Consider the following 25,006-nt stretch of genomic DNA (forward strand, 5'->3'; position numbering starts at 1 on the left):
GTTCAACCCTGCGGTGATTTCATGACCGAAAAAAGAAACAGTATGGCTAGAGCGCTGTGGTATGGCGCGAAGGAAACCTGCGAAGTTCGCGCTGAGGAGTTGCCGCAGCTTGCGACGGGACAGCTCCGTGTTCGCGCGATCAACAGCGCGGTTAGCCGGGGAACCGAGGGGTTGGTTTTCCGGGGGGAAATTCCTGAAAGCGAGTGGCTCCGTATGCGCGCGCCGCATCAAGATGGAGAGTTCCCGTTTCCAGTCAAATATGGATACGCTTGCGTCGGCCAGGTCGAGGCAGGGCCTCGTCAACATGTTGGCGAATTCGTCTTTGGTCTGTTTCCACATCAAACGCACTTCAATGCCTCACTGAACGAATTGCACATTCTGCCTAATGGGGTTCCGGCAGAACGGGCAGTCCTCGCAGCCAATATGGAGACTGCTCTCAATGCTTTATGGGATGGATTGCCTTCACCTGGGGATCACATCTGCGTGGTCGGAGGCGGCGTAGTCGGCCTGCTGACGGCGTATCTGGCGGCAAAAATTCCGGCGACAAAGGTGACGCTGGTGGACATCAACGACGCACGTGCTGTCGTTGCAGGGAAACTGGGTTTCGGCTTCGCCAAGCCCGAAGACGCACCGGCCGATCAGGATCTGGTTTTTCATACGAGCGCGCAGGCCACGGGATTGGAAACGGCGTTGAAAGCAGCCGGCGATGGTGCGACGGTTGTCGAGATGAGCTGGTACGGTGCAACGCCCGTTTCCGTGCCGCTAGGCGCTGACTTTCATGTGCGCAGATTGAACCTCAAGTCCAGCCAGGTCGGGACCATTCCCGTTGCGCGGCAGGTGAGGTGGAACTACGGCCGCCGTCTGGGCGTTGCCCTCTCGCTTTTAAAGGATCCCGCGCTGGATCTTCTCATCAGTCACCGTATACCGTTTGAAGAAGCACCAAACCGTCTTCCCGAAATATTGACTGGTCAGTTAGACGCGCTTGCGCCAGTGCTGGTCTACTCGTGAGCTAAAACCAAGGAAATTCAAAGCCAATGTTTGCAGTCGAAGTTAGAGATCACGTCATGATCGCTCATTCCTTCAAGGGTGAGCTTTTCGGGCCAGCGCAGGCACTGCACGGTGCCACATTTGTGATTGACGCAGCCTTCATGTCGAAAGAGCTCGATAGCAATGGTGTTGTCATTGACATCGGGCGCGCGCACGAGGCTTTAAAGGAAGTTCTTGGGCCGCTGAACTACAAGAACCTCGATGACCTGCCCGAATTTGAGGGCATCAACACAACAACCGAGTTCCTGACCAAACACATTCACGATCACCTTGCCAACGCAGCGCGCGAAGGTCGCCTCGGACGTGTTGGTGCCGAGCTAGACTGCTTGAGAATTACCATTTCCGAATCTCATGTTGCCCGTGCCTGGTATGAAGCGCCTGTTTCCTGATGCCTGAACATGACAGGCATGGCCGGCTGGTCTATTTCGCCTATCCAGGTGACTTGGACACCCCGACTGGTGGATACGGCTATGACCGGCGGATCATTACTGGCCTGCGCGATGCCGGCTGGGACGTTGAGCTGGTCCAGCTTGGTGACGGTTTCCCATCTCCAACAGGTGAAACAATAGAAAAGGCCGGTCGGCGCCTGAACAGTTTGCCCCAAGGCTCGCGCGTCATCGTTGACGGGTTAGCGTTTGGTGTGTTGGCGGAAGCTGCTGCGAGCGCATCGGAAAAAGTTGAGCTGATCGCATTGGTTCATCACCCTTTGTGTAAGGAAAATGGCATTGACGCTGCAACGGCCAACGCACTTGAGGAGAGCGAAAGAGCAGCTTTGAATTTCGCACGTCGCGTCATTGTAACGAGCTCCGCGACAGGAGTTCAGGTTCGCGATCTCTTCAAGGTCCCAGAGGATCGCCTGCACGTGGTCGAGCCTGGCACCGATCGTTCGCGGGAGAATGTGTATCGAGATGAAGGGCAGGTTTGCCTGTTGTCCGTCGGCACGATCGTCCATCGAAAAGGATACGACCTCCTCTTTGAGGCTCTGTCAGACCTCAGGGCGTATGATTGGCACCTGAACGTTGTCGGAGATACAAGCCGCGACGAGGGCTGCTTTTCGCAGCTCTTGGCACAACTTCGGAAACTCTCGCTTGTTGATCACGTGAGTTTTCATGGTGCCGTCGACGCAGCCAAGCTTTCCAGGTTGTACGCGGCTGCTGACGTTTTTGTCCTTGCGAGCCGCTATGAAGGCTACGGCATGGCGTTCACTGAGGCTCTGTCCCATGGGCTGCCCGTGATTGGCAGCGGTGCGGGGGCTGTCGAGGAAACTCTGGCGAGAGATGGTGCAATTTACTGTGGGGTCGAGGATGTCGGCCAACTTCGAGGCGCGTTGGAGAAACTTCTGAAAAACGCTGACGAACGCAAGAAACTAGGCATGGCGGCTTGGGCTAGTAGCAAGGCCCTGCCGACATGGGACGACGCGGCAATAGCGTTCGCCGGGGTCTTGGAGCTCGACTCATGAGTGGCTTCTCCGCAGATTGGCTTGCTCTTCGCGAGCCCTTTGACTTGATGGCCCGTAACCCGCAGGTTGAAGATGCCTTCCGCGCTGCCTTGCGCACCGATCATACGGTTCACGTGCTGGACCTTGGTAGCGGCGCTGGATCAACCGTGTCAGCTATGTCTGGAAAGCTCTCCAGCTTCCAGAATTGGACCCTGGTCGACAACGACCCGCGTCTTCTCGATCTTGCAAAAGAGCGATTCTCGGAAACGTCCGGAGTGAACATTCATATCGAGGTCGCGGATCTCGCTCGTGATCTTGTTGATTTGCCCTGGGATACCGTCGATGCGATCACGACGTCGGCCTTTCTGGATCTTGTGACCGAAGAGTTCCTGCTGAAGCTTGTCAAAATGGTCACTGAGGCAAATAAACCGTTCCTCGCAAGTCTGTCATATGATGGCAGGGCGTCTTGCGAACCTGTCGATCCGCTCGATGATGCAATTCGCCAGGCGATGAATACGCATCAAAGGACGGACAAGGGGTTTGGCGCTGCACTCGGTCCATTTGCTTGGAATGCTGCGGCCAATCTGTTCAGGCAAGCCGGTTACGAAGTTGTCACTGGAGCGTCTGATTGGGTTGCCGGTCATAACAGCGCTGCGTTCCAAAAGGCATTGTTGGCAGGATGGATCGAAGCAGCTTCCGAGATGGGGTTGGACCCCGAACAACTCGCCCGCTGGCAAACGCGCCGCTTTGGCGAAATTGAAGTTGGACACCTCTCTGTCACCGTTGGCCATCAAGACCTGGTTGCGTTTCCGGCCCGTGCGTAGGGCCGGAGTGGTTGTCTTGTTTCTGGACAGGGGCCATAGCCAGCTCTAGGTTGGCGTTGGAGAGGAAGTAGGATGTCTGGAAGTGATACGCGCTACAGTAAGCTGTCGAGGCTATTTCATTGGCTGACGGTTGTGCTCGTTCTGACCATGGTGCCTGCAGGCATCGTGATGATCCGTATCGATGGCGGATCTCTGCAGAACACGTTGTTTGACTATCACCGCTCAGTTGGTTTTGTACTTCTCGTTTTGACGTTGGTCCGGCTGGTTTTTCGTCTTGGATCGCACCCGGCACCGCTGCCGGAGACAATCCCGCTTTGGCAGCGCATGGCGGCAAAAGCGACCCACGCTTTTCTCTATATCTTTCTGATTCTAAACCCGCTGGTTGGCTGGGTGGCGACGTCTGCCTATGGCGCGGCGATTGAGGTTTTTGGCCTGTTCACGCTGCCTGCCCTGGTGGCAAAGGATCGTGCCCTGGCGGATCAGCTTTTCCCGATACACGAAGTTCTCGGACTTGCCTTTGCGGTTGTTGTCACGGTGCACATCGGGGCTGCCTTGTTCCACGGAATGATCAAGCGGGACGGCGTTCTTCAGAGAATGCTTTGAAACCAATGGCAGGCTCGTTTGGCGAGAATTACGGTATCTTGGTTGGTGATTAAGTTAGTTGACTGGGGTGGTTCGTTGAATTGAAGTTGTAGTAAGTATTTTTTAGTTTTTGTTAATGTAAAAGAATTGAATTTTAAATTTATAGAAATATTAACCAATCACTTTAAGCTGAGTTTATCTATTCTGTCATAGTAAGTTCTCCCTAGGGAACACGAACGGCCTCTCAATTGCGGGGAGGCTAAATGACAGGGAATAGCATCATGAATTCTAAGATCCGCGAATTGCTGTCCAAACACGGCGGTCTTCCTCTCTCGGTGGACAAACTGGCCGATGCCGATGATCTTTATGAAGCCGGACTGTCTTCCTTCGCATCGGTGCAGTTGATGCTGGCACTTGAGGAAGAGTTTGACGTCGAATTCCCCGAGAACCTGCTCAATCGAAAGTCATTCTCTTCGATTGCATCCATCGCTGACGCGCTTTCTCAAATCACTGAAGATCGCCAGGTCGCTTGAGATGAATATTGCAGGCCCGGTTTCGGCCATGACCCTCGCGGAGCGCGCTCGTCGCGCGGCGAAGGTGGCCGCAGAATTTGCGGACCGCGTTGATGCCGAGGGCCGCTTTCCGCGTGAGGGCATGGAAGCTCTGAAGACTGAGCGTCTCATGGGTGTCATGATTCGTCCGGAGCTTGGCGGCGAAGCTGCCAGCATGACCGAGATCGCCGATCTATGTGCGATCCTTGGCCAAGCCTGCGCTTCGACCGCAATGACCTTCGCCATGCATCAGATCCAGATTGCGAGCCTCGCCGACTACGCCGTGGGCAGCGCATGGCATGAGGCATTTCTCAAGCAGATCTGCGATGAGCAGCTTCTGATCGCGTCGGCGACAAGTGAAGCCGGGATCGGCGGAAACCTTCGCAATTCCATCTGTGCCGTCGATCTCGATGGTGAAACGGCACGACTTGAAAAGAATGCGACCGTTATATCCTACGGTGCGATGGCAGACGCTATCATCGTGACCTCGCGGCGTAATGCCGAGGCACCACATTCTGACCAGATCGCGACGTTGTTCCTGAAGGATCAATACACACTTGAGCGTACATCCGTCTGGGATACGCTTGGCATGCGCGGGACCTGTTCAGACGGTTACGTCTTCAAGGCAGAGGCACCTGCCGAGCAAATACTGCCAAAGCCATTTGCTGAAATTGCTGCTCAATCCATGCTTGCGGTCTCGCACCTGCTGTGGGGTGCGCTTTGGTATGGCATCGCAGCTGATGCGGTGGCGCGATCTCAAGCATTCGTCAAGGCGGCTGCCCGCAAGTCCCCCGGCCAGACACCTCCAGGGGCGCTGCGACTGGCAGAAGCGTCGAACCTCCTGCAGCAGGTCAAAGCGAATGTGGTCGCGGGCTTGAAGCAGTTCGAGGAGGCCAAGGGCAATGCAGATGCTTTGAATGCAATGAGTTTCTCTGTCGCCATGAACAATATCAAGGTCGGTACGTCTCAAATGATCTTGACGATCATCAATCACTGCATGCTGATTTGCGGAATTGCCGCTTATAAGAACGGAACCCCCTTCAGCCTTGGCCGTCATCTGCGCGACGCACATTCTGCGCAGCTGATGATTTCGAACGATCGCATTCTCGGTAATACGTCGACAATGCTCTTGATCAATAAACAAGACACCAGCCTTTTAGGATAGATCAGATGGACGCTCAGGTTTCGTTTCTCGATCAGCTTTTCAACCAGGGTATTCTGCACGACAGCGGTGTTGATGGTCTCTATGCGCGCAGTGCTGCCTTCGAAGATGTCATTTCGCGATTTGAAGAGTTTGCGCTGAGCTTCGGCAAGGATGAAATTTCCGAGGCGATGGCATTTCCTCCCGGAATGCCGCTTACCGATTTTGAAACCAGTGGGTATATGAAGAATTTCCCGCAGCTGGCAGGCACAGTTCATGCATTTTGCGGCTGCGATCAAGACCACATGAGTCTGATTCAATGCATGGCCTCTGATGAGGACTGGTCGGAACATCAGAAAAAGACCGATGTCGCGCTAACGCCGGCGGCTTGTTATCCATTGTATCCGATCCTCGCACGTCGTGGGCGTTTGCCGGAAGCTGGAGCCTATGTCGCTCTTCAATCCTACTGCTTCCGCAATGAGCCATCCAAGGAACCCACCCGGATGCAGATGTTCCGTCAGCGCGAATACGTTCGTGTTGGCACCGAAGAACAAACGATTGAGTTTCGGGAAACCTGGAAGCAGCGCGGCCAGGAGATGATGAGAATTCTTGAGCTGCCTCATGAAGTTGAGGTCGCGAACGATCCGTTCTTTGGCCGTGTAGGTCGGATGATGGGCGCGAGCCAACGTGAGCAGGAGTTGAAGTTTGAACTCGTGATTCCAGTCAACTCAGGCGCAAATCCGACTGCCTGCATGAGTTTCAATTATCACATGGATAACTTCGGCAAGGCCTGGAACATCCAGCAAGCTGACGGCTCACCTGCCTATACAGCCTGTGTCGGGTTCGGCCTTGAGCGCCTTGCGCTGGCGCTTTTCCGCCATCACGGTTTCGATGTGAACACATGGCCAGATAGCGTGCGCTCTGCCCTTTGGGGCTGAGCGGCGAGGGGACACTATGGCAGACAAGATCTTTCCTGATCTGGATCCGACCTCCTATGTTCGTCATGCGTTGCATTCTGCCGAGCGAGATTGGCCGGAGACAAATTGTTATCTTGATGTCTGGCTTGAGGTTCTGCCTGCGCTCGGTCTGCCGCCGGAAGCCTGTTTAGCCTATTCCTTGATGCAGGATTTCGAGGGCGATCAGTTCACTTTTTTCAAGGTGCCGCTTGAGGATCTGGAAAGCCTCTATGACCTCAGGGTCACGGAGCTTGCCATTTACGATCGGGTCGAGACTCACGTGCTGACGCAGATCAGCCGCGGTCGCCTCTCACTTGTTGAGGTCGACAGCTACTTCCTCCCCGATACGCAAGGTGTCGGATACCATCAGTCTCACGGCAAGACGACGATTGCGATCAACCGGCTCGACATTGAAAACCGGACGATGGACTATTTCCACGGCCTTGGACTTCATCACCTCGAAGGTGAGGACTTTGACGGCGTTTTTCAGCGTGACGGCCATACGCGCGACTTGCCGTTTCTGCCCTATACCGAGTTCGTGAAGCTGCCCGAGGCAAACATGGACATGTCAAAGCTGGTTGAACGGTCTCAAGCGCTTCTCGCGGCCTATCTGGCAAAGCGCCCCAAGCACAATCCGGTTGCTGCTTTTGCCGAGGTCTTCCCGCGCCAGGTGGAGGAGGTCGCCGAGCGCCCCTTCGAGTTTTTCCATCTGTATGCGTTCAATACGCTGCGCCAGCTGGGGGCCAATTTTGAGCTTTTCTCAGCTCATCTTGATTGGCTCGGTTGCAATGGTGTTGAGAGCCTGGCTGTGCCTGCAGATGCTGCGCGTCGTATCTCTTCGACCTGCAAAACAGTCCAGTTTCAACTGGCACGTGCCGTCATGCGCAAGAAGTTCGACAAGCTTCAACCTTCTCTTGACCCCGCCATAGCGGCATGGAATGAGCTGATCGCTTCCCTTGACGATCGTTTTGCCAAGCCCAGCTGTGAAGCAGCCTGAGGATGTCCTTGGCCCTGTCTGTATCCGGCGACCGGGTCGTCGAACTTACCGAGGATTGGCGCCTTCTGTTGACGGATGCGAATTCCTATCGGGATGCGTCCGCTCTTGCGGGATCATCAGGCTGGGTTGACGCCAGCGTTCCGGGGACCGTTGCTGGAGCCTTGGCCACCGCGGGTCTCTATGATCCGGAAAAACCGTCTCCGCTGCACGACAAGGATGCCTGGTACGCCGTGCCGCTTGCGGTTGAGACGCCGGGCAAGCGTGAGTTGGTTTTCGACGGTCTTGCGACGATTGCCGAGATCTATCTGGATGGCGTTCAGATCGCATGTTCGGACAACATGTTTCTCCGACAGACGGTCGAAGTCGATCTGTCGGGAAAGCATGAGCTTGCGATCTGCTTCCGCGCCCTGGCACCTCACCTTGAGCGCAAAGGGCCTCGCGCCCGCTGGCGTCCTCAACTGGCGACCTCCCAAGGACTGCGGTTGGTCAGGACGACGCTGCTGGGCCATATGCCGGGCTGGTGTCCCGAGATCCATGCTGTCGGCCCCTGGAGGCCGATCAGCCTGATCGAACGAAGCGACCTTCGCGCCGAGGACCTGCGAATGACAGCAAGCCTCAATGATGCTGGTCGTGGCGTTCTGTCCGTCGATTTGGCATTGGCAAGCGCTACGAGCGAGGTGCACCTTCACTGCGCGGGCAAAAAAATGCCGCTGACGCAGACCTCCAGCGGTCGATTTCAGGGCGAGTTGCTTTTGCCAGACGTCGCTCCCTGGATGCCGCATACCCATGGTGAGCCGGCTTTGCATGCAGTCTACATTGATGTTGGCGGCGAGAAAATTGATCTCGGGAAGACAGGTTTCCGGCACATTGCGGTCGATCGAGGTGACGACGGCAAAGGCTTCGGCCTTGTCGTCAACGGTGTACCGGTCTTCTGTCGCGGTGCAGTCTGGACGTCAGCAGATCTCTTGAATTTGTCGGGCGAAACAAAAAGCTACCGGCATCTGCTGGAACTCGCACGCGATGCGGGCATGAACATGCTCCGCATCGGCGGGACCATGGTCTATGAGTCACGCGCCTTTTTTGAGCTCTGTGACGAGCTTGGCATTCTGATCTGGCAGGATTTTCAATTCGCCAACTACGACTATCCTGTCAAAGACGAGGCATTTGTCGAAAGTGTCCGCGCCGAGGCCCGGCAGCAGCTCTTGCGGTCGCAGGGCTGTCCGTCCCTGGGTGTACTGTGTGGGGGCAGCGAGATTTACCAGCAAGGCGCCATGATGGGGTTGCCCGAGGAACGCTGGAAAGGGACCTTGTGCACTGAGATCCTCGCTAACATCGCTGCCGAGCTTCGTGCAGATGTGCACTATGTCGAAAACTCGCCCTGCGAAGGCGCGCTGCCGTTCTCGGCGAATGAGGGCATTGCTCACTATTACGGTGTCGGCGCTTATCAGCGTCCACTTGAAGATGCGCGGCGCGCAGAAGTGCGTTTCACGGCTGAGTGCCTGGCCTTTTCGAACGTACCTGAGGCCACGACACTCGAGAAGCACTTGCCCGTCAAACCGGGACATGACCCTCGCTGGAAAGAGCGTATACCTCGTGATCGCGGCGCCGGTTGGGACTTTGAGGATGTGCGCGATCATTATCTCAAGGCGCACTATGGCGTCGACCCGGCAGAGCTACGCTACTGCGATCCGGAGCGGTACTTGGACCTGTCGCGTGCATTGACCGGCGAGATCATGGAGACGACATTTGCGGAGTGGCGCCGTGCTCGATCCACCTGCAAGGGGGCTCTTGTCTGGACCTATCAGGATTTGATGCCAGGCGCGGGATGGGGTCTTGTCGACTCAACGGGCGTGCCGAAGCCGTCGTATTATGCCCTGAAACGAGCATTCAGACCTGTCACCGTCAACCTGACCGACGAAGGCACAAATGGGCTGGCAGTCCATGTGATCAACGACATGGATCAGTCCCGCGACCTTCTTTTGACCGTGACGTGTCTTAGGGACGGAGCAACGCCTGTGGTGTCGGGTCAGCGCGAGATGACGCTTCCCGCTCACAGCAATCAGGAACTTGCAGCAACCGATCTCTTCGGCGCGTTTTTCGACACCACCTACGCCTACCGGTTCGGTCCACCAGCCCATGACGTCACAGTCGCACGCCTGACTGATCCCGAGAGCGAGGAGATTGTGGCCGAGGCGTTTCATCTTCCTGGTGGATTTGAAACGAGGCAATGGCTGGCGCAACTCGAATTTGAGTTGCAGCGCGTAACCGACGACTTGTGGGTTCTCAGTTTGACCGCCGACAAGTTTCTCCCGTCGGTCCATTTGCGTGACGAGAATTTTCGCCCAAGTGAAAACTGGTTTCACCTGGGACCCAATACGCACAAGGTGATCCATCTTGCGCGAAACCAATCCGCTGACCCGGCCGCCAAGCCCAGTGGAATGATTTATAACTTGGGTCGGGTGGCTCCCGTAGCACATTCCGCGACGTGAACTCAGCTGTCTTGCCGGTATCCGCGCTTCGAGGTGTTTGCGAGCGTCTCTAGATAGATTTGTTGGGACTTGTGGCTGGTCAGATTGTGATCGGCATTTTCGATCATTGTGATCTGCATTGTCGGATAGTGTTCTGATCTTTCCATGGACTTGCCGAGCATATTGTGAACATGGGTAAGTCCGGGATCTCCCACGCTAAAAAGCAGTTCGATGCCGACCCCGCGTTTTACGAGTTGATCCAGTTCTCTATGCACTTGCGCAAAGATACGTGAATAGGGTGAAAGCCCGAACGTGAATGGCGCAGTGGCATATTCTGCTTTTTTGAGAAGTCGTTTCCCGAGAAACTTTGCAAGCGGTAAAACTGCGACACGGCCAGACAACAGCTTGAGGAGCTTTTCTGGTGAAAAGAACTTTCGGCCGTAGTCACTGGTGCTTGTGTGGTCGAACTTAAGTGCGTTCGCGACGTCGTCTCTTGGGTCCCATAGAAAACGCTGAAGATTAACGGCAACCACGTCCGCAATTCGCTCGTCGGCGATAGCGCCACGCAAAGCCAGATAAGCGCCGCTACAAGTGCCTGCAGTGACAACACTTTTGATGCTTTTGGTCGCAAGATGGTCGAGTGCGGCGGTGAGATCAGCGAGTTGAGACACGTTATAATGGACAATCTCTGGCCCGTTTCTGGCCGGGCGGCTGTCTCCTATATCCGCGCAATCTATCCTGAATGATGGGACTCCAGCAGCGGCCAGCCATCTGGCCCCATCGGTAGTGTTACGCGCCCACCCCGCGCGTGGAGTGCCTCCAGCGCTCAAAAATAGAATGGGAACCCCTTTTTGAGGACCCTTCGGGCAGCACCACGTTCCGACCAGGTTGTTCTCTGGTCCGAAAATGACGGTGGTTTCCGAGAACGATGGATTTTCGAGAACACAGTCAGGTTCAGAGCATGTTGTTTGTGGCGTAGTGCTTGGAGGTGCAACACTCTTTATCCAGGACCGTGCTTTCTGTATCTCCTCATCGGGAGTTACTGCAGCGGTCGGGTCCGTCATCAACGCGTCGTACCCCATAAAAATCGAGGTCTCGCTTTGTGTCTCGCGAGACATGAAGTCCTCGGCAATTTCAGTTTCCTTCACACGGCCTGGACGTGGAAAAATAAAAACCGGCACGTCAGAAGGGATGGACGTCGGGCTTAGTTTGAGGTTTTTGATTTCTGTGGCCAAACTATCGGCCATCGACAGACCTGCGACGTTTAGAGATGCACCTTTTTGGGTGTCTGGCTTGACCCGGGTGACCTCCGCGATCATTGATGCGCGGAGCTGCAGTTCTCTTAGGTACCCACGCCCGTTTGCTGGTGGTGCAAATAGCACTGAAGCTGCCAAGGGCAGGGGGAGCTGCTGCGCTATTTTTGCAGCCAATAGCGCGCCATAGCCAATTCCAATGAGAATGAGGTTTTCTACCCCTCGTGAGTTGGCGAGAGAGTTGGCTGCCGAAAAAATGATTTTTTCGTGTTCAGCGAGGCATTGGACATCGACCGCGTCGGCCGATGAGTTTCCTAAACCTGGATAGTCGAAACGAAGTGATGGGTATCCGTCTGCCGCGAGCCCATCTGCCAGAACTCCGAGCGTGCGGTGAGCGCAGAGGCCCTCATATCCCCAGTCGTTGCAGAGAATGACCCCGGTTGACCCAGAGGCGCCATGGACGACTGCAGTCGTGTCGTCTAGCCGGACAACTTCTAGAGGAGGGTAGGGGAGGCCGCTATTCATCTGTGGGGGCGCCTTCTTTCGATAAAAAGGTATTGTTTTAAATGTCAGGGATCACGAACCGCCATTGGTCTGGTGGCGCATTGATCCGAGTGTTTTGAAGATGGCTGTTGCCATGTTGTCTACACTCCATCTGCGTATCGCCCATCTGCGAGCGATCAGGTGAACGGCTGTCAGCTGGGAAATACTCGCAATAGCGATTCCGACCAGGCCGAACCAATGTCCCAGGAGAACAAGCAGTCCGAGGTAGAAAATGAAAACGATAGCGCGGGCGCCCAAAATATATCTCTCGCCGCCGCCGATCATAGTTAGCCAGGTGCCCGGCCCAAAGAATGCATGAATGATCGACCCTAAACTTAGGACGAGCAGAACATTGAAATTCTGGGGGAAGGATTGATCAAACTGGTGAAGAATGAATTCACCAGTAAAGTAGAGGAAAATGGCGCCAATCAAGGCGCAAGCAAAGCTCCCGGCTGACAACAAGGCGGTTACATATTGCGCGCCGGTCTTGTCGTCATTTTGAAAGCGTGCGGCAATCAACGGAACTCCAACAGTGTCGATCGCGAGAACAGGCAGCGTGAGTAGCATCGATATTCGATAGGCCACGAAATAGAATGCGGCGGCCTCCAGACTCAGAACCAGTCCGATCAAGATTGTTTCCAGATAACTGGCAGCCGAATTGAAGAAATTATTTGACGTAAAATAGAAGGTTTCGATGTTCCATTTCCGCCAGTCGATCGCATTTTTCGAACGGGCATCAGGGAGCAGGAACCAGAGCCCTTCGGCGTTTGCAAATCGGGCGATTTGATAGACGATCATCAATGCAAGCAGGAAGGTTACGAGACCGGCTGCTTGAGCGCCGGTGGTAAGGTAGCCGCCATACGCAAGCGTCGGAAGCAATACGGCACACAACGTTCGCCAAATGTTTTCGCGAGGTGCGAGCGCGAGAGCGATCTGGCCGTGAATTCGAAAATAGTTTTGTAGATACTCGCTCAAGGTGAAAATGGCACCGAACAGCAAAGCGACCGGCAGATAGCAATACGGGTTCGGGAGGTTGTCTGAAAATACATAAACCACGAGGGCTGCTGCCAATTGCAGTCCGCAGCCCACGCCGAGCCAAGTCGCGTTGGCGAGCAAAACGTCCTGGTTGGTAAGTCCTTTTTGATGTCCACCGACCCGGTAGTGTTTCACCAAAAGTATGTGCTGTCCGAAAACCAAGATAAGTCCGAGCGAGCTTCCAACAGAAAACAGGAAGATGTAGAGGCCGTATTCTTCAGTGCTGAGGGCGTGACTGGCCGCATATAGCACCAAGAAGCTCAGGACAGTGCTTCCCAAACGGCTGCCCAGTGACCAGATTAGGCGATAGATGTTTGTCTTGGCCTCGAAAATTTTTTCAAGAATATTCACGCGAGATCAGCTCTCTGCCGTTTCTGGTTGTTGGTGTTGGGCACAGACGCGATCAAGGAAGCGCGTGTACATACGACCTAGGCTGGGTTGCAGGTATTCCGACGCGGAAGCGAGTGCACCTTTTGAAAGGTCTTCGTATAGCTGCTCCGAAGCGGCAATCTTCAAGATCGCGTCTTTCAGGCTGATGGGATCGCCGGCCCTGAAGCTGAAGCCATTGAAGCCTTCTTTGATGTTCTCGGCCACTCCACCTATGTCTGTCGAAACAACAGGAACAGCATGTGCGAATGCCTCAATGGAAGCACGACCAAAGGCCTCCCGGCCGATGGTCGGATAGATGAGAAGGTCTACATCTTGGAGAAAGGCTTCAGGGTTCACCCACCCCGCAAACTTGGTTTTATGTGCGGGAAATTGGTCTCGCACCTGTTCTGCAAATGCACCGTGTCCCGTGCCAGCGATAACGAACTCGACGTGTAAATCTTCGGGCAGTAACTGTGCGGCCTGCGCGAGTGTTTCCAGGCCCTTGAAACGAGTGTGAACGCCTAGAAACCCAACCCTGAAAGGGCGTGTCTTGGGGAAGTTTCTTGGCTTGGTCGTTTGGACTTTACTTATCGCGGCAGGGATCCTTTGAGTAACTGCATTGGCGAAGTAGCCCTCTTCTGTGTGGCGCCGGATTATATCCTCGGACTCTCCGATGACGCCATCGACGAAACGAGAGAGAAATTTCTTGCCAATCGAGGTAACTTTACAACCGATGCATTGCTGCACGCAGTTATGATCGTTTTTCCGCATGGTCGCGTTCCAGCACATAAGAAATGTACTGAAAGTTATATGGACGACAGGGACACCTAAAGCATGCGCTGCCGCCCATGTCGCGACATTGGTGTTCTCGATACTGATCGTAATAACCACGTCTGGCCGAAACGATGAAATTTCCTGTTTCATCGTAAGATATGCCTTGGGGTTGCCGTTTTCCAAAGCATGCCAAACCATCTTCTTCCAAGCGGGCCTTGGCGTATAATAGTTCCAATAGATGTTTTGGGAGTGAATCCGATGGACTGGAATTCCTTCATAAACTTCGTGCGTGTCGTCATCGCCCACATTGACCACCAGCAAGTCATGACCCTCGGCAACGAGCATTTTTGCGATGATAAACGAAGAGATGGGTCCGCCCCCATCCGCGAAGGGAGGAAATGCGGCACACGGCATTAGAATGCGCATGAGGAAGGCTTTCTGCTATCGAACTGCGACGCTTCAGATAGCAGAAAATACTTTCTGGAATGTTCAAGCAGTGAATGATTGGAAAGAGAAAGCACAAAGCCGGGCCGAACTTCGCATAGCTACCCAAGAGACATGTTTGGAAGCATTTCTTTAGACTTGGATTGTATTTTTTACCGAGACGCAGGCATGGGATGCGGGGATGAGGCTACTGAATTAGCCTCGAAAAATATGACAATAAGAACTTTGTCGGATCAACATTGGGATTGTTATTTAAGGTAGTTTCGATGACTGAAGGAAACCCGACAATTACGCCGTCAATAACAGGCGTCCAGCAGGCAAAGCGAGAAATTAAGAACAATGCGTTGCGTTTTCTCAACGCGAGTGGATTTGCAAATTTGATCGGTCGGAAATACGGCGGCCGTGGTGTTATCCTGATGTTTCACGAGTTCACGCATGAGCCCGAAGCCCTTTTGGACCAGGGCTGCCGTGTTTCGGATTTTGAAGCCGCGTTGCGGACACTGGTCAGTCAGGGGCGCGACATCGTGACGTTGTCCGAAGCGATGCTCAGATTGAAGGATCCTCTGTCACGGCCATTTGCTGTCCTTACATTTGATGATGGATATCGCTCAAACCTTGAATTGGCTTTGCCAATCATGGAAAAATTTGACGCACCAGCAACCATCTTTGTTCCGACCGAAATGATGTCAAGATCGATCAACGCTTGGTGGCTGGGGCTTCGACAGATGTTTATCGACAATGACCAGGTGTCTTTCGACCCGATGGGCGTGACATTTGAAGTTGCTGATCTTGCATCGAAGATTGCCGCATTAAGGCAGGTTGTCGCTTGGGTTTGGGACGACTTTAGTCGCGTTGAGCAGCTTGGTAGCGTGTTTACGAGCACAAATGTTTCGCTACCCGATATTGTGGATGAGTTTGCGATGACGGAAGAGGAAATGATCAAAATTGACCAAAATCCTCTGATCGAGATCGGCGCTCATACGACCACGCACCGCGCCTTGTCTTATCTAACTGATGATGAGGTGATGAGCGACATCGGTGACAACAAGGCGTATTTGGAAGAAAAGCTGCAACGGCAGGTGAAGCATTTCGCTTACCCATATGGGGCTCCCTCGATATCTGGTACGCGAGAAGCGCTGATTGCAAAAAGTTTGGGTTTTGAAACGGCTATGACCACCGAAGCTGGATGCCTGTTCCCGGATCACGTGATGGATCCGTTTCTTTTGCCACGGCAGGACGGAGAAAATACTGAGGATGGCAACGCACAGGTCGCGTGTGGCGCAAATGGCGTTTTCCGGGCACTTGCATCGAAATTCGGCTCACCAATCGTGAACGCGCGGCCTTTATCGTGACTTCAGAAAAGCCGAGGTCTGATTTTTCCGACGTTCGCCTCGTTCACATCGTTCGCCAATATGCGCCAATGATTGGCGGGTTGGAGGACTTTGTGAAGAATATGGCGTCTCGCCAGATCGGTCGATTTCGCGACGTTCGTGTGGTGACTCTTGATCGATTGTTTACTCACCCCGATCAACATCTGCCGCAACACGAAACGATTGATGGCATCGATGTTGTCCGGGTCCCTTACAGTGGTAGTTCACGCTACCCATTTGCCCCCTCCGTTTTTCAGGAGATCTCGGACGTCGACCTCATTCACGTCCATGCGATCGACTTCTTCTTTGATGCATTTGCACTGTCTTCGCTTGTAAAAAAACGCAGGCTGATCGCGACGACGCATGGGGGGTTCTTTCACACTGCCAAGCATTCTTTTCTGAAAAAGATTTGGTTCAATAGCGTGACGCGTTTTTCTGCGAGTCGATATGATGCCATCGCGTGTTGTAGTGACAGCGACTTTGAACTTTTCCGGCCTCTTGCGCCCGGCCATACCGAGATGATCGAAAATGGAGTTGATCTGGACAAGTTCGCTGGTGCTGCCTCGCTCAGACCGCAAAAACGACTTCTGACGCTTGGAAGGTTCTCGCAGAACAAACGCATTGATTTGGTGCTGGACGCATTGGTTGAGTTGCGTAGTCAGGACTGTGACTGGAAACTTGATATCGTTGGAGGGCCATCAGATTGGAGTGTTTCAGATATACAGGAGATGATACAGGCTCGGGGGCTTGAGGGTCAGGCCTTTGTCCACGTTGGCCTTTCTGATCAAGGTCTGAGGGACTTGATAGGGCTTTGCAGTTTTTTCGTCAGCGCGTCCGAATATGAGGGCTTTGGCATTGCCATGATTGAAGCCTTGAGCGCCGGGCTGCTGCCAATCGTTCAACCCAATTCAGCCTTTCAATCGCTTTCTGAAAAACATCCGAGCGTTCGTCTGGTTGATTTCACTGACGCAGCAGCTGTTGCTGGCAATGTCGAGAACGCCTGGAGTGAACTGAGTGTTGATCCGGGGCGAGCGAGGCAATCTGCAATAGTCTCGGCGCAACAGCACTCTTGGGATCAAACCATCGCTCGGTATGATGCGCTCTATGGACGTGCTCTGGTACCCACTTCTTCGAGCTCGAGTTAAAGCTTCCATTGGATCGAAAGGCATCACTGGTTTGGCCTTGAGGTTCGATGCGCTAGACTCAGAAGCGAGATTTGGCGGCGGCGGTTGTTCCAAATTCATATGGTGTTATCTGGCAATTCGTATGGGATGCCCGTGATCGAAAACTCTGAAAAGCCCGGCGTTTTTGTAGCTCTATTGGTATTGCTAGCTACCTTCTACAATGCTGCGCTTGCGGTGATTAACGCGCATGTTCTTGATCTGAACTTTACATCAGTTGCTATCACCGAACTTGCGATCTTGCTCGTGTTGCTGCTGCTGATTATTCGGCGCGGAATCTATGAGGAAGATCTAGCGCCATTGATTTATCTGATCATAACTATTTTTCTTGCTGTTTATGTATCTGTGATTAACAAGCAAATATATCCGGATTACATTCGAAATATATTGATAATTTTCTGCTTCGTTACGATTGGATCTTGGTGCAGTTTTTCCACGATAAATCTAGTATTCAAATCCGTCAGCGTTTTGATTTTCTTGGTTCTCCTGATGGAGATATTTTTTGTTGATCAATACGGGGACCTTTTTTACCCGGCCAAGTATTTTGCCAACACACGTGGTGTTGAGCTTTTCACGGTCGTGGATTCAAAGCTCTTTCGAAATGCGCTGGGCTTTGAAGGGCGCTTCACCTTCGGAATAATTGGCCACAGGTCATCTTCACTGTTTCTTGAACAGGTCTCATTGGCGAATTTCTCCGGTGTGATGATGATCTATCTTCTAACTCTCTGGAAGCGCTTTTCGCCGTTTGAAAGGCTGTTCTATGTCTCTACGATCACTTTGATTTTGCTGACCAACGATACACGCACAATGCTGATATTTGCCCTGATTTCGTTCATCGGGTACTTCATCTTCCCGCTGCTGCCGCGGCTCTTTAGCCTTCTTGTCATGCCGTTTATTCTACTGATGGGCGTCTTGGTCTTTATTCTTAAACCGGATGCAACGGGGGACAATATTCCGGGCCGCGTGGTTTTCACGATGAGGAAATTTGCAGACCTGGATTGGCCGACGCAGTTGGGCTTTTCTGCGGAGATTGCATCTTCATTGGGAGATAGTGGATATATCTATGTGGTTGTAATCGGGACTATTTTCAGTCTTGTATTCCTCTGGCTGTTTGTCGGGCTATATCCGGCCTGCGATACACCTGAGGAAAGGCGATTCATCCATTCACTCTCTGTTTTTGTTTTCATGAACATGATGATCGGTGGGACCGCGGTCTTCTCGATCAAAATTGCGGCTCTCCTTTGGTTGCTGGCCGGACACATGAAATTTCCAGACCGAAAAGCATCTGCAGACAATATAAAACCTACATATGCGCGCGCTCAGTGACCCGGCCGGGAGAACTTTATGCTGATCCAGCTCCAATACCTCCGGGCAATTGCAGCATTGCTGGTGGTATATTTTCACACAATCTTGCAGCTACCAAAGCTGTATTCGTCTCCCGCGTTGCAGTTGCCAATCCTCGGAGAAACCGGTGTAGATCTGTTCTTCGTCACGAGCGGGTTCGTGATGTGGTTCACGACAGCTGGCAAACAAACGAGCCTTCGAGAATTCTATAGACGTCGTATCGAGCGGATCGTCCCTCTCTATTGGCTTTTTACTTTACTCGCTGCGGCGGTTGCGTTCTTGCTGCCTAGCTATCTCAAGTCGACAACATTTGATCTTCCGCATCTCCTTGCGTCGCTGTTCTTCGTTCCCTGGATGAACCCTGCTGACTTAACTGGCGCAATGATCGCCCCAGTGGTTATCCCCGGTTGGACACTAAATTATGAGATGTACTTTTACATCGTCTTCGGAGGCCTTCTATTCGTGCCACAAGGTGCAAGACCGGCTTTGTTGATGATAGTGCTTCTGGCTATGTTTGTTGCCGCCAATGCCCTTGCGCCCCAGTCTGTCGCGGGGCGATTTTATGGAAACTCGATAGTCTTTGAATTCTTGATGGGTGTCCTGATCGCCAAACTGTATTTGGCTAAGAAGCTCGCTCCGGAAGGCATTGCGATTACACTTGCGATGTTAAGTTTCTGCGTTCTTCTGATTGGTGAAAATCAGGAGTGGGAGGTGGCACGGTTTTTGGTGGCAGGTTTGCCGGCATCTATCGTGGTCTACTGTTTGGTATCGCTCGATTTTTCCCGTCTAAGAGAGCTTCGTTTTATCCACTATCTCGGAGATGCCTCTTACAGCTTGTACATCACGCATGTATTTGTTCTTGCCGGGACACGGGTTTTATTCGCGAGATTGCCGTTCGGGTGGACCGAGAACGAATTTTTATTCGTCGCGGTTTGCATATTGAACTCAATTTTCTTCGCTATGTTGGTTTATCAGTTTTTTGAACTCCCAATCGCTCGGAAGTTTAAAGAAAGGCGTCAGAGTAAGGCAGTGAAGTCGGAAAAGGGGGCGATACCCGCTGGTTCGAAAGGCGGTACCGCATGATGAGCAGCAGTCGATATCGAATTCCAGGTTCGCTCTTGTTGAGTGTTCTGGTCGGCAGCATTTTCTTGGCCATCATGACAATGCGCGTAGAGGCAGAAGAGACCGGTCTTTGCTTTCGGGGAGTGAATATCTCCGGCGCAGAATATGGTGACGCCTCGGGCATATACGGGACCAACTACATCTATCCGTCAGAGAAGACAGTGCGGTATTTTGCTGCCAAGGGAATGAATATCGTTCGCCTTCCCTTCAAGTGGGAGCGGCTTCAGCCGGTTCTTGGAGAAAAGCTTGACCAAGAAGAACTGACGAAATTACGAGAAGCGGTCGAGCTCATTCGTGCGAATGGAATGAAGGTCATTTTGGATCCGCATAATTTTGGGTACTATGACGGAATACGTCTTATGACGGCGGGACTTACGTCTGTCTCTTTTGCCGATTTCTGGGTTCGACTCGCACTCGAGTTTGCCAATGACGAAGATATAATCTTCGGTTTGATGAATGAGCCTTACGACATCCCCGCGCCTGATTGGCTCGTGGCCGCAAATCGGGCAATTGCCGGGATTCGGGCTGCCGGCGCAAAGAATCTCATTCTTGTTCCTGGCACGATCTGGAGCGGCGCATCCAGTTGGGAGCATGAAATTGTAGGGGGCGCCAATGGCACGGTAATGGCTGGAGTTTTGGATCCTGATGCCAACTTCGCCTATGAGGTTCATCAATATCTTGACGAAGACCTGTCTGGAACCCACGAGACGTGCCCCAATGCGGAGCTCGCCAATGATGCTCTTCAGAACTTTTCACATTGGTTGAAGGAACACGACGCACGAGGGTTCCTTGGCGAATTTGGCGGATCGAAAGATAGCGCCTGTCTGGCTGGACTTGCCGCAATGGTAAAGACGATGAATGAGTCACCAGATCTTTGGCTCGGTTGGACATACTGGGCGGCCGGTGACTGGTGGCCAGAATCCGAAGGCAATAATATTCAGCCAACGGACGCTGGCGATAGACCGCAGTTGGCGGCTGTTCTCCAACCTCGCTTTGAGGCTGGAGGTCAAAACTGCTCAACATTAAATTAACCGCTTTTTACCTAAGCTCTCCCTACTGCCTGGACATGTGGAATGCGGAGCTTCAAGCGGCGAATGAGCTGGTTTGACGACGACTACGATGAATATGATTACGAGATGCCCAGGCGCGCCAGAGGCCAGCGGGAACGTCCGTCTCGCCACAAGAAGTATGGCACCTATTCATCTCGAGGCCATGATCGGATCCAATCTGATCTCGTAGAACGGCGTGCTCGGAAATATGAGTATCTCGCCCCGCCGCAGCAGGGTCGCAACATTGGGCCAGCGGAGCCTCTGCCGCGCCGAAAACTCGTAATGCAACGCACCGATGTGCCGTCGTCGACAAGAAGCACATACCGCTACATTCCGATGATCGAGGCAGATGAGCCGATACTGGATATCCGGACGCTGATCGAGTCAGCCTATGAATGTCGTCGGTTTATTTTGCTCTTGATTATTCTCGGAATGTCGCTGGGTGCAGCGGCCATGTGGATCTCACCAAGAGAATTTACGGCTCAGTCGACTCTCTACTTCGACCCAAACCAGATTCAGTTCAATTTGGATAGCCAAGCCCAAGGTGCACCCTCCCAAGCGGCCATATCTGCGCTTATTTCAAGCCAGGTTCAGGTTCTGACGTCGAACACCGTGCTCCAGGGTGCGGTCGAAGCGCTCCAGCTTGAAACAGATTCCCAGTTCGGCGTTCCAGGTGCGGGTTCGACAATGGCATACGCTGTCGCCGAGAATCTGAGGCAGGCTGTTTCGGTCGGGCGGGATGGCAGTTCCTATATCGTTAAGCTGGGTGTGACCACCGACAACGCTGCCAAATCGGCAGAAATCGCAAATGCGATCGTTGGCTCCTTCTTCGAATATGAGAACAGTGCAGCGGCCGATAGATACCAGGGCCTGACCGACGCTTTTGATCGCCGCCTCGCTGAGCTAAGCGCCAAGGTACAAGCCGCCGAAAGCGCGGTTGAGGAGTATCGGGCTCAAAATGATTTGGTGACAGCCAAGGGCGATTTAATTTCCGAAGACCGCCTGGCTGCGCTCAACACTTCTCTGGTGGAGCTGCAGCAGAAGACCATTGAGGCGAGAGCAAAAGTCGAGGCTGCTAGCCGTTTGACGCTTGAAGAACTGGTCGTGGGGGCCAGTGATACAGAAGTTTCTTCGGCCACCCTTGTCGAGCTTCGACGCCAATATGCTTCTATCGCGGCGACCGTCGGGCAAATGCAAAGTCAGATGGGAGCCAGGCATCCATCGCTCTTGGCAGCCCAAGCGTCACTTCAGGGGATCCGTTCGGAAATACGCCTTGAAATGCAGAGGATCGCGTCAATCGCCAAGTCGGAGTTGGCACAAGCTGAAAAGGCCGAGCAGGATACGGCAAAGGAACTTGCGACCCAAAAAGCGCTGAAGCTCAGCAGCGCGCCGAGTGAAGTCAAGCTCAACGATTTGGAACTTCAGGCGTCAGCTGCTCGCGAAATCTATGAAGCAGTGTTGAAAAGGACACGCGAAACAAATGAAGAGCAGAACATCTCCCAGAACATAGTGAGAGTTTTGAGCGGTGCTGAACCGCCGCTAACCGCGGACGGTCCTGGCCGGAGTGTTCTGCTTGTTGCCGGTGCATTCGGTGGAGCTGTTTTGGGTTTCGGACTTGGACTTGCTTATGCGATATCGAGACGTATTTCTCGCCATCCTGTCATACGCTCATATTTTTCGTTTCGGGACTGATGTAGCCTTTGCCAACATCCGGAATAAAGCCACGAAATTTCCGCCTGTTTTTATCAAGTCATTAACCATTGATTGAAATCTCTGCCGTTTTTAACTCGGAATTACTGAATCGCGCCTACTTTAGACCTGTCAAAAACCTCATGCGACAACATGAGTAACAACAAAATATTTGTTCAATTAGGTCACTTCGATGCTTGCGCCTCAGATGGATTTGGGACTGCAGAAAGACTGCGAGACAGTTGCAATTGGTCCGTTGGAAATCTTGAGGCTGGATCGATCGGCTGCGGTTGATCTCGTCGAGGATTCTGTTCTGGGCAAACAGAAAACGGCGATTGCGATTTGCAATGCCCATACAATCCTGACCGCGTTCGACGACCCGCGCTTTGCTGAGACACTTCAGCATATGACGCTTCTAAATGATGGCGCGGGAGCCAATCTGGCCAGTTTGATTTTGCATGGCCATGCCTTTCCGGACAATTTGAACGGCACGGACCTCATTCCGTACGTGCTCAGTTCGATCCGAACTCCGATGCGCGTGTTTCTCCTGGGGGCTCGCGAAGAAGTGCTGCAAAGGACGCGACAGGTCATCGAGCAAGACTATCCGCAACACCAGGTGGTTGGATGCCGAAACGGATATTTTCAGCCGGAGGACAACGAAGCTGTTTGTGCTCAGATTTCCTCAGTCAATCCAGACCTGCTTTTGGTTGCGATGGGGAACCCGGCGCAGGAAAGATTTATCGTCGAGAATCGTGACCGGATTGATGCAACCGTCTGCATAGGTGTAGGCGCGCTGTTTGATTTCATGTCGGGAAGCGTTGTTCGCGCACCAAAGGTTGTGCAGGCGCTTGGTCTTGAATGGCTTTTTCGCCTGCTCCAGGAGCCGACAAGGCTGTGGAAGCGCTACGTGGTCGGCATCCCCCGTTTCTTACTGGCGATCAATCGGCTGAGATCCAGGACTTAGAGAGATCGCCAAAACCCAGCATTTCGTCGGCCATGAGCAAAGCGCTTTTCACATTCGGTGCGGTCTGTTCCTTTGGCAAGTTTGGACGCGCTAACATGATGACCGGCAATCCCAGCGATCGTGCTGCTTCAATCTTGGCGTAGGATCGCTCGCCGCCGCTATTCTTTGAAACGATGCATGTAATTTTGTGCCGCTGAAGAAGCTGCATTTCTTCCACGGCACTTTTCCCGGGACGGGCCAGTTCAAGATGCCAGGTGCCGGGCAGGGGCACAGGCGGAGGCTCGATCATCCTCGCCATCGCCCACAGATCGGATCTGCCAAAGAAGACAGAGACCTCCTTGCGCCCGACGGAAAGAAAGACCCTGGATCCGCTGGATAGCAACTGATTTGCAGCTCGCAGATCTTCTGCTTTGATCCAGTTATCGCCTCGAACAGGTTGCCAGGCAGGACGGTCGAGCCTCAACAGGGCGACGTCGGCGGACATCGTGGCTTTGGCCGCATTCCAACTCATCTGCGAGGCATACGGATGTGTTGCGTCGATAACGAGCGATGTACTGGTTTGCCTGAGGTAATCAACGAGGCCTTCGACACCGCCAAATCCACCAATACGTGTTTCGACGCCGAGGTCCGGCAGGTCGTGCACGACGCCTGCGAAGGACGCGGTGACATGAGCGCGCGGAAAACGTTCTCTGAGCAGACTAGCAAGCTGTCGAGCCTCGTAGGTACCTGCCAACAGCAGGATCTTGGGCCTGCTACTCATCCCATCCCGCCTCTCCGGTGACATTGCCCGACCGATCGACGATCAGAATCTGAATGTCGATTGGGGCATCTCGCAAAATCCTTCTGACCGCTGCCTTGGTTTCTTGAGCGAGTGGATGACTGATATCGATGCCTTGCACCCTGGCGCGATCCAGAACTTCCTTGGCTGTATTGGCGTCAAGGCTCTTTCGGATCATGTCGGCGGGCGCATGCGCCTCTTCAAGAAGCTTCGCCAAAAATGCAAAGTCGACCTGGCTGCGCGCGGAATGGAGATCCAATGCGCCTTGGGCGAGTTTGGTGAACTTCGCAAAGCCACCCGACATGGTCAGCTTCGGAACTGGATGAGCACGGAGATATTTCAAAAGACCGCCGGCAAAGTCACCCATATCGAGATAAGCGGCATCATCGAGATCATAGCGGGCACGTACTGCCTCTTCAGATGTGGACCCCGTAGCAGCAACCACATGGGACAGGCCTGTCGCACGGGCAACATCGATGCCACGGTGAATGGACGCAATCCAGGCCGCACAGGAGAACGGGCGAACAATACCGGTCGTACCCAGTATCGAAAGGCCGCCGATGATACCAAGTCGGCCGTTCAGCGTCTTTTCAGCAAGAGCTTCACCGTTTTCGATGGAGACAGTGACCTCGAGGTCGCCAGGTTCTCCAGTCGCCACTGCGACGTCGGCAATCGCCTGGCTAATCATTTGGCGCGGAACCGGGTTGATAGCCGGCTCTCCCGGAGGAATTGGAAGCCCGGGCCGCGTTACGGTTCCGACGCCTTTTCCTGCCTTGAAAACAACACCACTGCCAGGTTGCAGCCGGCGAACATCAACCCTGACCAATGCGCCGTGAGTGACGTCCGGGTCGTCGCCTGCATCCTTGATGATTGCCGCATAGGCGCGCCCCTCTTCCAAGGCGTGTCCGGCTAAAGCAAATGACGTTGTTCCACCGCGAGGGAGCACAATCTCCACCGGATCGGGGAACGTGCCGGTCGCAAGGGCTTGAAACGCAGCCTTGGTTGCACCTGTGGCGCAGGCGCCAGTGGTCCACCCACGTCTTAGTTCTGTCGGCTTTGTCCCGCTCATGAGGCCTTTATAGCCATA

The 25,006-nt window shown here is 53.5% G+C and carries 22 protein-coding genes; 17 read left to right on the top strand and 5 right to left on the bottom strand.

The window, feature by feature from the left end; translation table 11 throughout:
• Positions 1–42: 42 nt before the first annotated feature.
• The 10 genes from ABJZ52_RS06620 (at position 43) to ABJZ52_RS06665 (ending at position 10,025) form a co-directional block, all read left to right on the top strand.
• Positions 43–1,008, top strand: a complete 966-nt coding sequence (locus ABJZ52_RS06620) for a zinc-binding alcohol dehydrogenase (protein WP_348189414.1) — start codon at positions 43–45, stop codon at positions 1,006–1,008.
• Positions 1,009–1,034: 26 nt separating this feature from the next.
• Positions 1,035–1,436, top strand: a complete 402-nt coding sequence (locus tag ABJZ52_RS06625; protein ID WP_348189412.1) for a 6-carboxytetrahydropterin synthase — start codon at positions 1,035–1,037, stop codon at positions 1,434–1,436.
• Positions 1,436–2,506, top strand: a complete 1,071-nt coding sequence (locus ABJZ52_RS06630) for a glycosyltransferase family 4 protein (RefSeq protein ID WP_348189410.1) — start codon at positions 1,436–1,438, stop codon at positions 2,504–2,506. Before ABJZ52_RS06625 ends, ABJZ52_RS06630 begins: the two co-directional genes overlap by 1 nt.
• Entirely contained in the window at positions 2,503–3,309 is an 807-nt protein-coding gene (locus ABJZ52_RS06635) for a class I SAM-dependent methyltransferase (RefSeq protein WP_348189408.1), read from the top strand. The genes ABJZ52_RS06630 and ABJZ52_RS06635 overlap by 4 nt, the downstream gene beginning before the upstream one ends.
• 72 nt (positions 3,310–3,381) lie before the next feature.
• On the top strand, positions 3,382–3,912 hold the full coding sequence (locus ABJZ52_RS06640; protein WP_348189406.1) for a cytochrome b: 531 nt from the start codon (positions 3,382–3,384) through the stop codon (positions 3,910–3,912).
• 260 nt (positions 3,913–4,172) lie between these two features.
• A complete protein-coding gene (locus ABJZ52_RS06645; RefSeq protein ID WP_348189404.1) occupies positions 4,173–4,424 on the top strand; it encodes an acyl carrier protein in 252 nt (83 codons plus the stop codon).
• A gap of 1 nt (position 4,425) precedes the next feature.
• The gene (locus tag ABJZ52_RS06650; RefSeq protein ID WP_348189402.1) at positions 4,426–5,607 is read left to right on the top strand and encodes an acyl-CoA dehydrogenase family protein; all 1,182 of its coding nucleotides are present in this window, start codon (positions 4,426–4,428) and stop codon (positions 5,605–5,607) included.
• 5 nt (positions 5,608–5,612) lie between these two features.
• Entirely contained in the window at positions 5,613–6,521 is a 909-nt protein-coding gene (locus tag ABJZ52_RS06655; RefSeq protein WP_348189400.1) for an amino acid--[acyl-carrier-protein] ligase, read from the top strand.
• Positions 6,522–6,537: 16 nt separating this feature from the next.
• Positions 6,538–7,536 carry a DUF1839 family protein gene (locus tag ABJZ52_RS06660; RefSeq protein WP_348189398.1) on the top strand — a complete coding sequence of 333 codons (999 nt, stop codon included), beginning with the start codon at positions 6,538–6,540 and terminating at the stop codon, positions 7,534–7,536.
• 2 nt (positions 7,537–7,538) lie between these two features.
• Positions 7,539–10,025 carry a glycoside hydrolase family 2 protein gene (locus ABJZ52_RS06665; protein WP_348189396.1) on the top strand — a complete coding sequence of 829 codons (2,487 nt, stop codon included), beginning with the start codon at positions 7,539–7,541 and terminating at the stop codon, positions 10,023–10,025.
• Between the two features lie 2 nt (positions 10,026–10,027).
• Here ABJZ52_RS06665 and ABJZ52_RS06670 read toward each other — a convergent pair whose 3' ends face one another.
• The 3 genes from ABJZ52_RS06670 to ABJZ52_RS06680 are packed head-to-tail and all read right to left on the bottom strand — an operon-like array spanning position 10,028 to position 14,404.
• Positions 10,028–11,782 (bottom strand): alpha/beta fold hydrolase, encoded by a 1,755-nt coding sequence (locus ABJZ52_RS06670; protein WP_348189394.1) that lies wholly within the window; start codon positions 11,780–11,782, stop codon positions 10,028–10,030.
• A gap of 51 nt (positions 11,783–11,833) precedes the next feature.
• Positions 11,834–13,186 (bottom strand): oligosaccharide flippase family protein, encoded by a 1,353-nt coding sequence (locus ABJZ52_RS06675; protein ID WP_348189392.1) that lies wholly within the window; start codon positions 13,184–13,186, stop codon positions 11,834–11,836.
• 6 nt (positions 13,187–13,192) lie between these two features.
• Positions 13,193–14,404 carry a glycosyltransferase gene (locus tag ABJZ52_RS06680; protein ID WP_348189390.1) on the bottom strand — a complete coding sequence of 404 codons (1,212 nt, stop codon included), beginning with the start codon at positions 14,402–14,404 and terminating at the stop codon, positions 13,193–13,195.
• A 284-nt stretch (positions 14,405–14,688) separates the two neighbouring features.
• Between ABJZ52_RS06680 and ABJZ52_RS06685 the strand changes: the two genes are divergently transcribed.
• The 7 genes from ABJZ52_RS06685 (at position 14,689) to ABJZ52_RS06715 (ending at position 23,141) form a co-directional block, all read left to right on the top strand.
• Positions 14,689–15,774 (top strand): polysaccharide deacetylase family protein, encoded by a 1,086-nt coding sequence (locus tag ABJZ52_RS06685; RefSeq protein WP_348189388.1) that lies wholly within the window; start codon positions 14,689–14,691, stop codon positions 15,772–15,774.
• Positions 15,771–16,937 (top strand): glycosyltransferase family 4 protein, encoded by a 1,167-nt coding sequence (locus ABJZ52_RS06690; protein ID WP_348189386.1) that lies wholly within the window; start codon positions 15,771–15,773, stop codon positions 16,935–16,937. The genes ABJZ52_RS06685 and ABJZ52_RS06690 overlap by 4 nt, the downstream gene beginning before the upstream one ends.
• Positions 16,938–17,069: 132 nt before the next feature.
• On the top strand, positions 17,070–18,299 hold the full coding sequence (locus tag ABJZ52_RS06695) for a hypothetical protein (protein ID WP_348189384.1): 1,230 nt from the start codon (positions 17,070–17,072) through the stop codon (positions 18,297–18,299).
• Positions 18,300–18,317: 18 nt separating this feature from the next.
• Positions 18,318–19,400 (top strand): acyltransferase, encoded by a 1,083-nt coding sequence (locus ABJZ52_RS06700; RefSeq protein ID WP_348189382.1) that lies wholly within the window; start codon positions 18,318–18,320, stop codon positions 19,398–19,400.
• A gap of 74 nt (positions 19,401–19,474) precedes the next feature.
• A complete protein-coding gene (locus ABJZ52_RS06705; protein ID WP_348189749.1) occupies positions 19,475–20,470 on the top strand; it encodes a glycoside hydrolase family 5 protein in 996 nt (331 codons plus the stop codon).
• 42 nt (positions 20,471–20,512) lie between these two features.
• Positions 20,513–22,180 carry a GumC family protein gene (locus ABJZ52_RS06710; RefSeq protein WP_348189380.1) on the top strand — a complete coding sequence of 556 codons (1,668 nt, stop codon included), beginning with the start codon at positions 20,513–20,515 and terminating at the stop codon, positions 22,178–22,180.
• Positions 22,181–22,370: 190 nt separating this feature from the next.
• Positions 22,371–23,141 (top strand): WecB/TagA/CpsF family glycosyltransferase, encoded by a 771-nt coding sequence (locus ABJZ52_RS06715; protein ID WP_348187802.1) that lies wholly within the window; start codon positions 22,371–22,373, stop codon positions 23,139–23,141.
• Here the strand turns inward: ABJZ52_RS06715 and ABJZ52_RS06720 are convergent.
• Both ABJZ52_RS06720 and ABJZ52_RS06725 read right to left on the bottom strand, forming a co-directional pair.
• Positions 23,116–23,901: a cobalt-precorrin-6A reductase gene (locus ABJZ52_RS06720; protein ID WP_348189377.1), complete on the bottom strand. Its 786-nt coding sequence runs from the start codon at positions 23,899–23,901 to the stop codon at positions 23,116–23,118. The two genes, ABJZ52_RS06715 and ABJZ52_RS06720, sit on opposite strands and share 26 nt — an antisense overlap.
• The gene (locus ABJZ52_RS06725; protein WP_348189375.1) at positions 23,894–24,988 is read right to left on the bottom strand and encodes a cobalt-precorrin-5B (C(1))-methyltransferase; all 1,095 of its coding nucleotides are present in this window, start codon (positions 24,986–24,988) and stop codon (positions 23,894–23,896) included. The genes ABJZ52_RS06720 and ABJZ52_RS06725 overlap by 8 nt, the downstream gene beginning before the upstream one ends.
• Positions 24,989–25,006: the final 18 nt, after the last annotated feature.

This window comes from Roseibium sp. (assembly GCF_039982295.1).
GTDB lineage: Bacteria > Pseudomonadota > Alphaproteobacteria > Rhizobiales > Stappiaceae > Roseibium.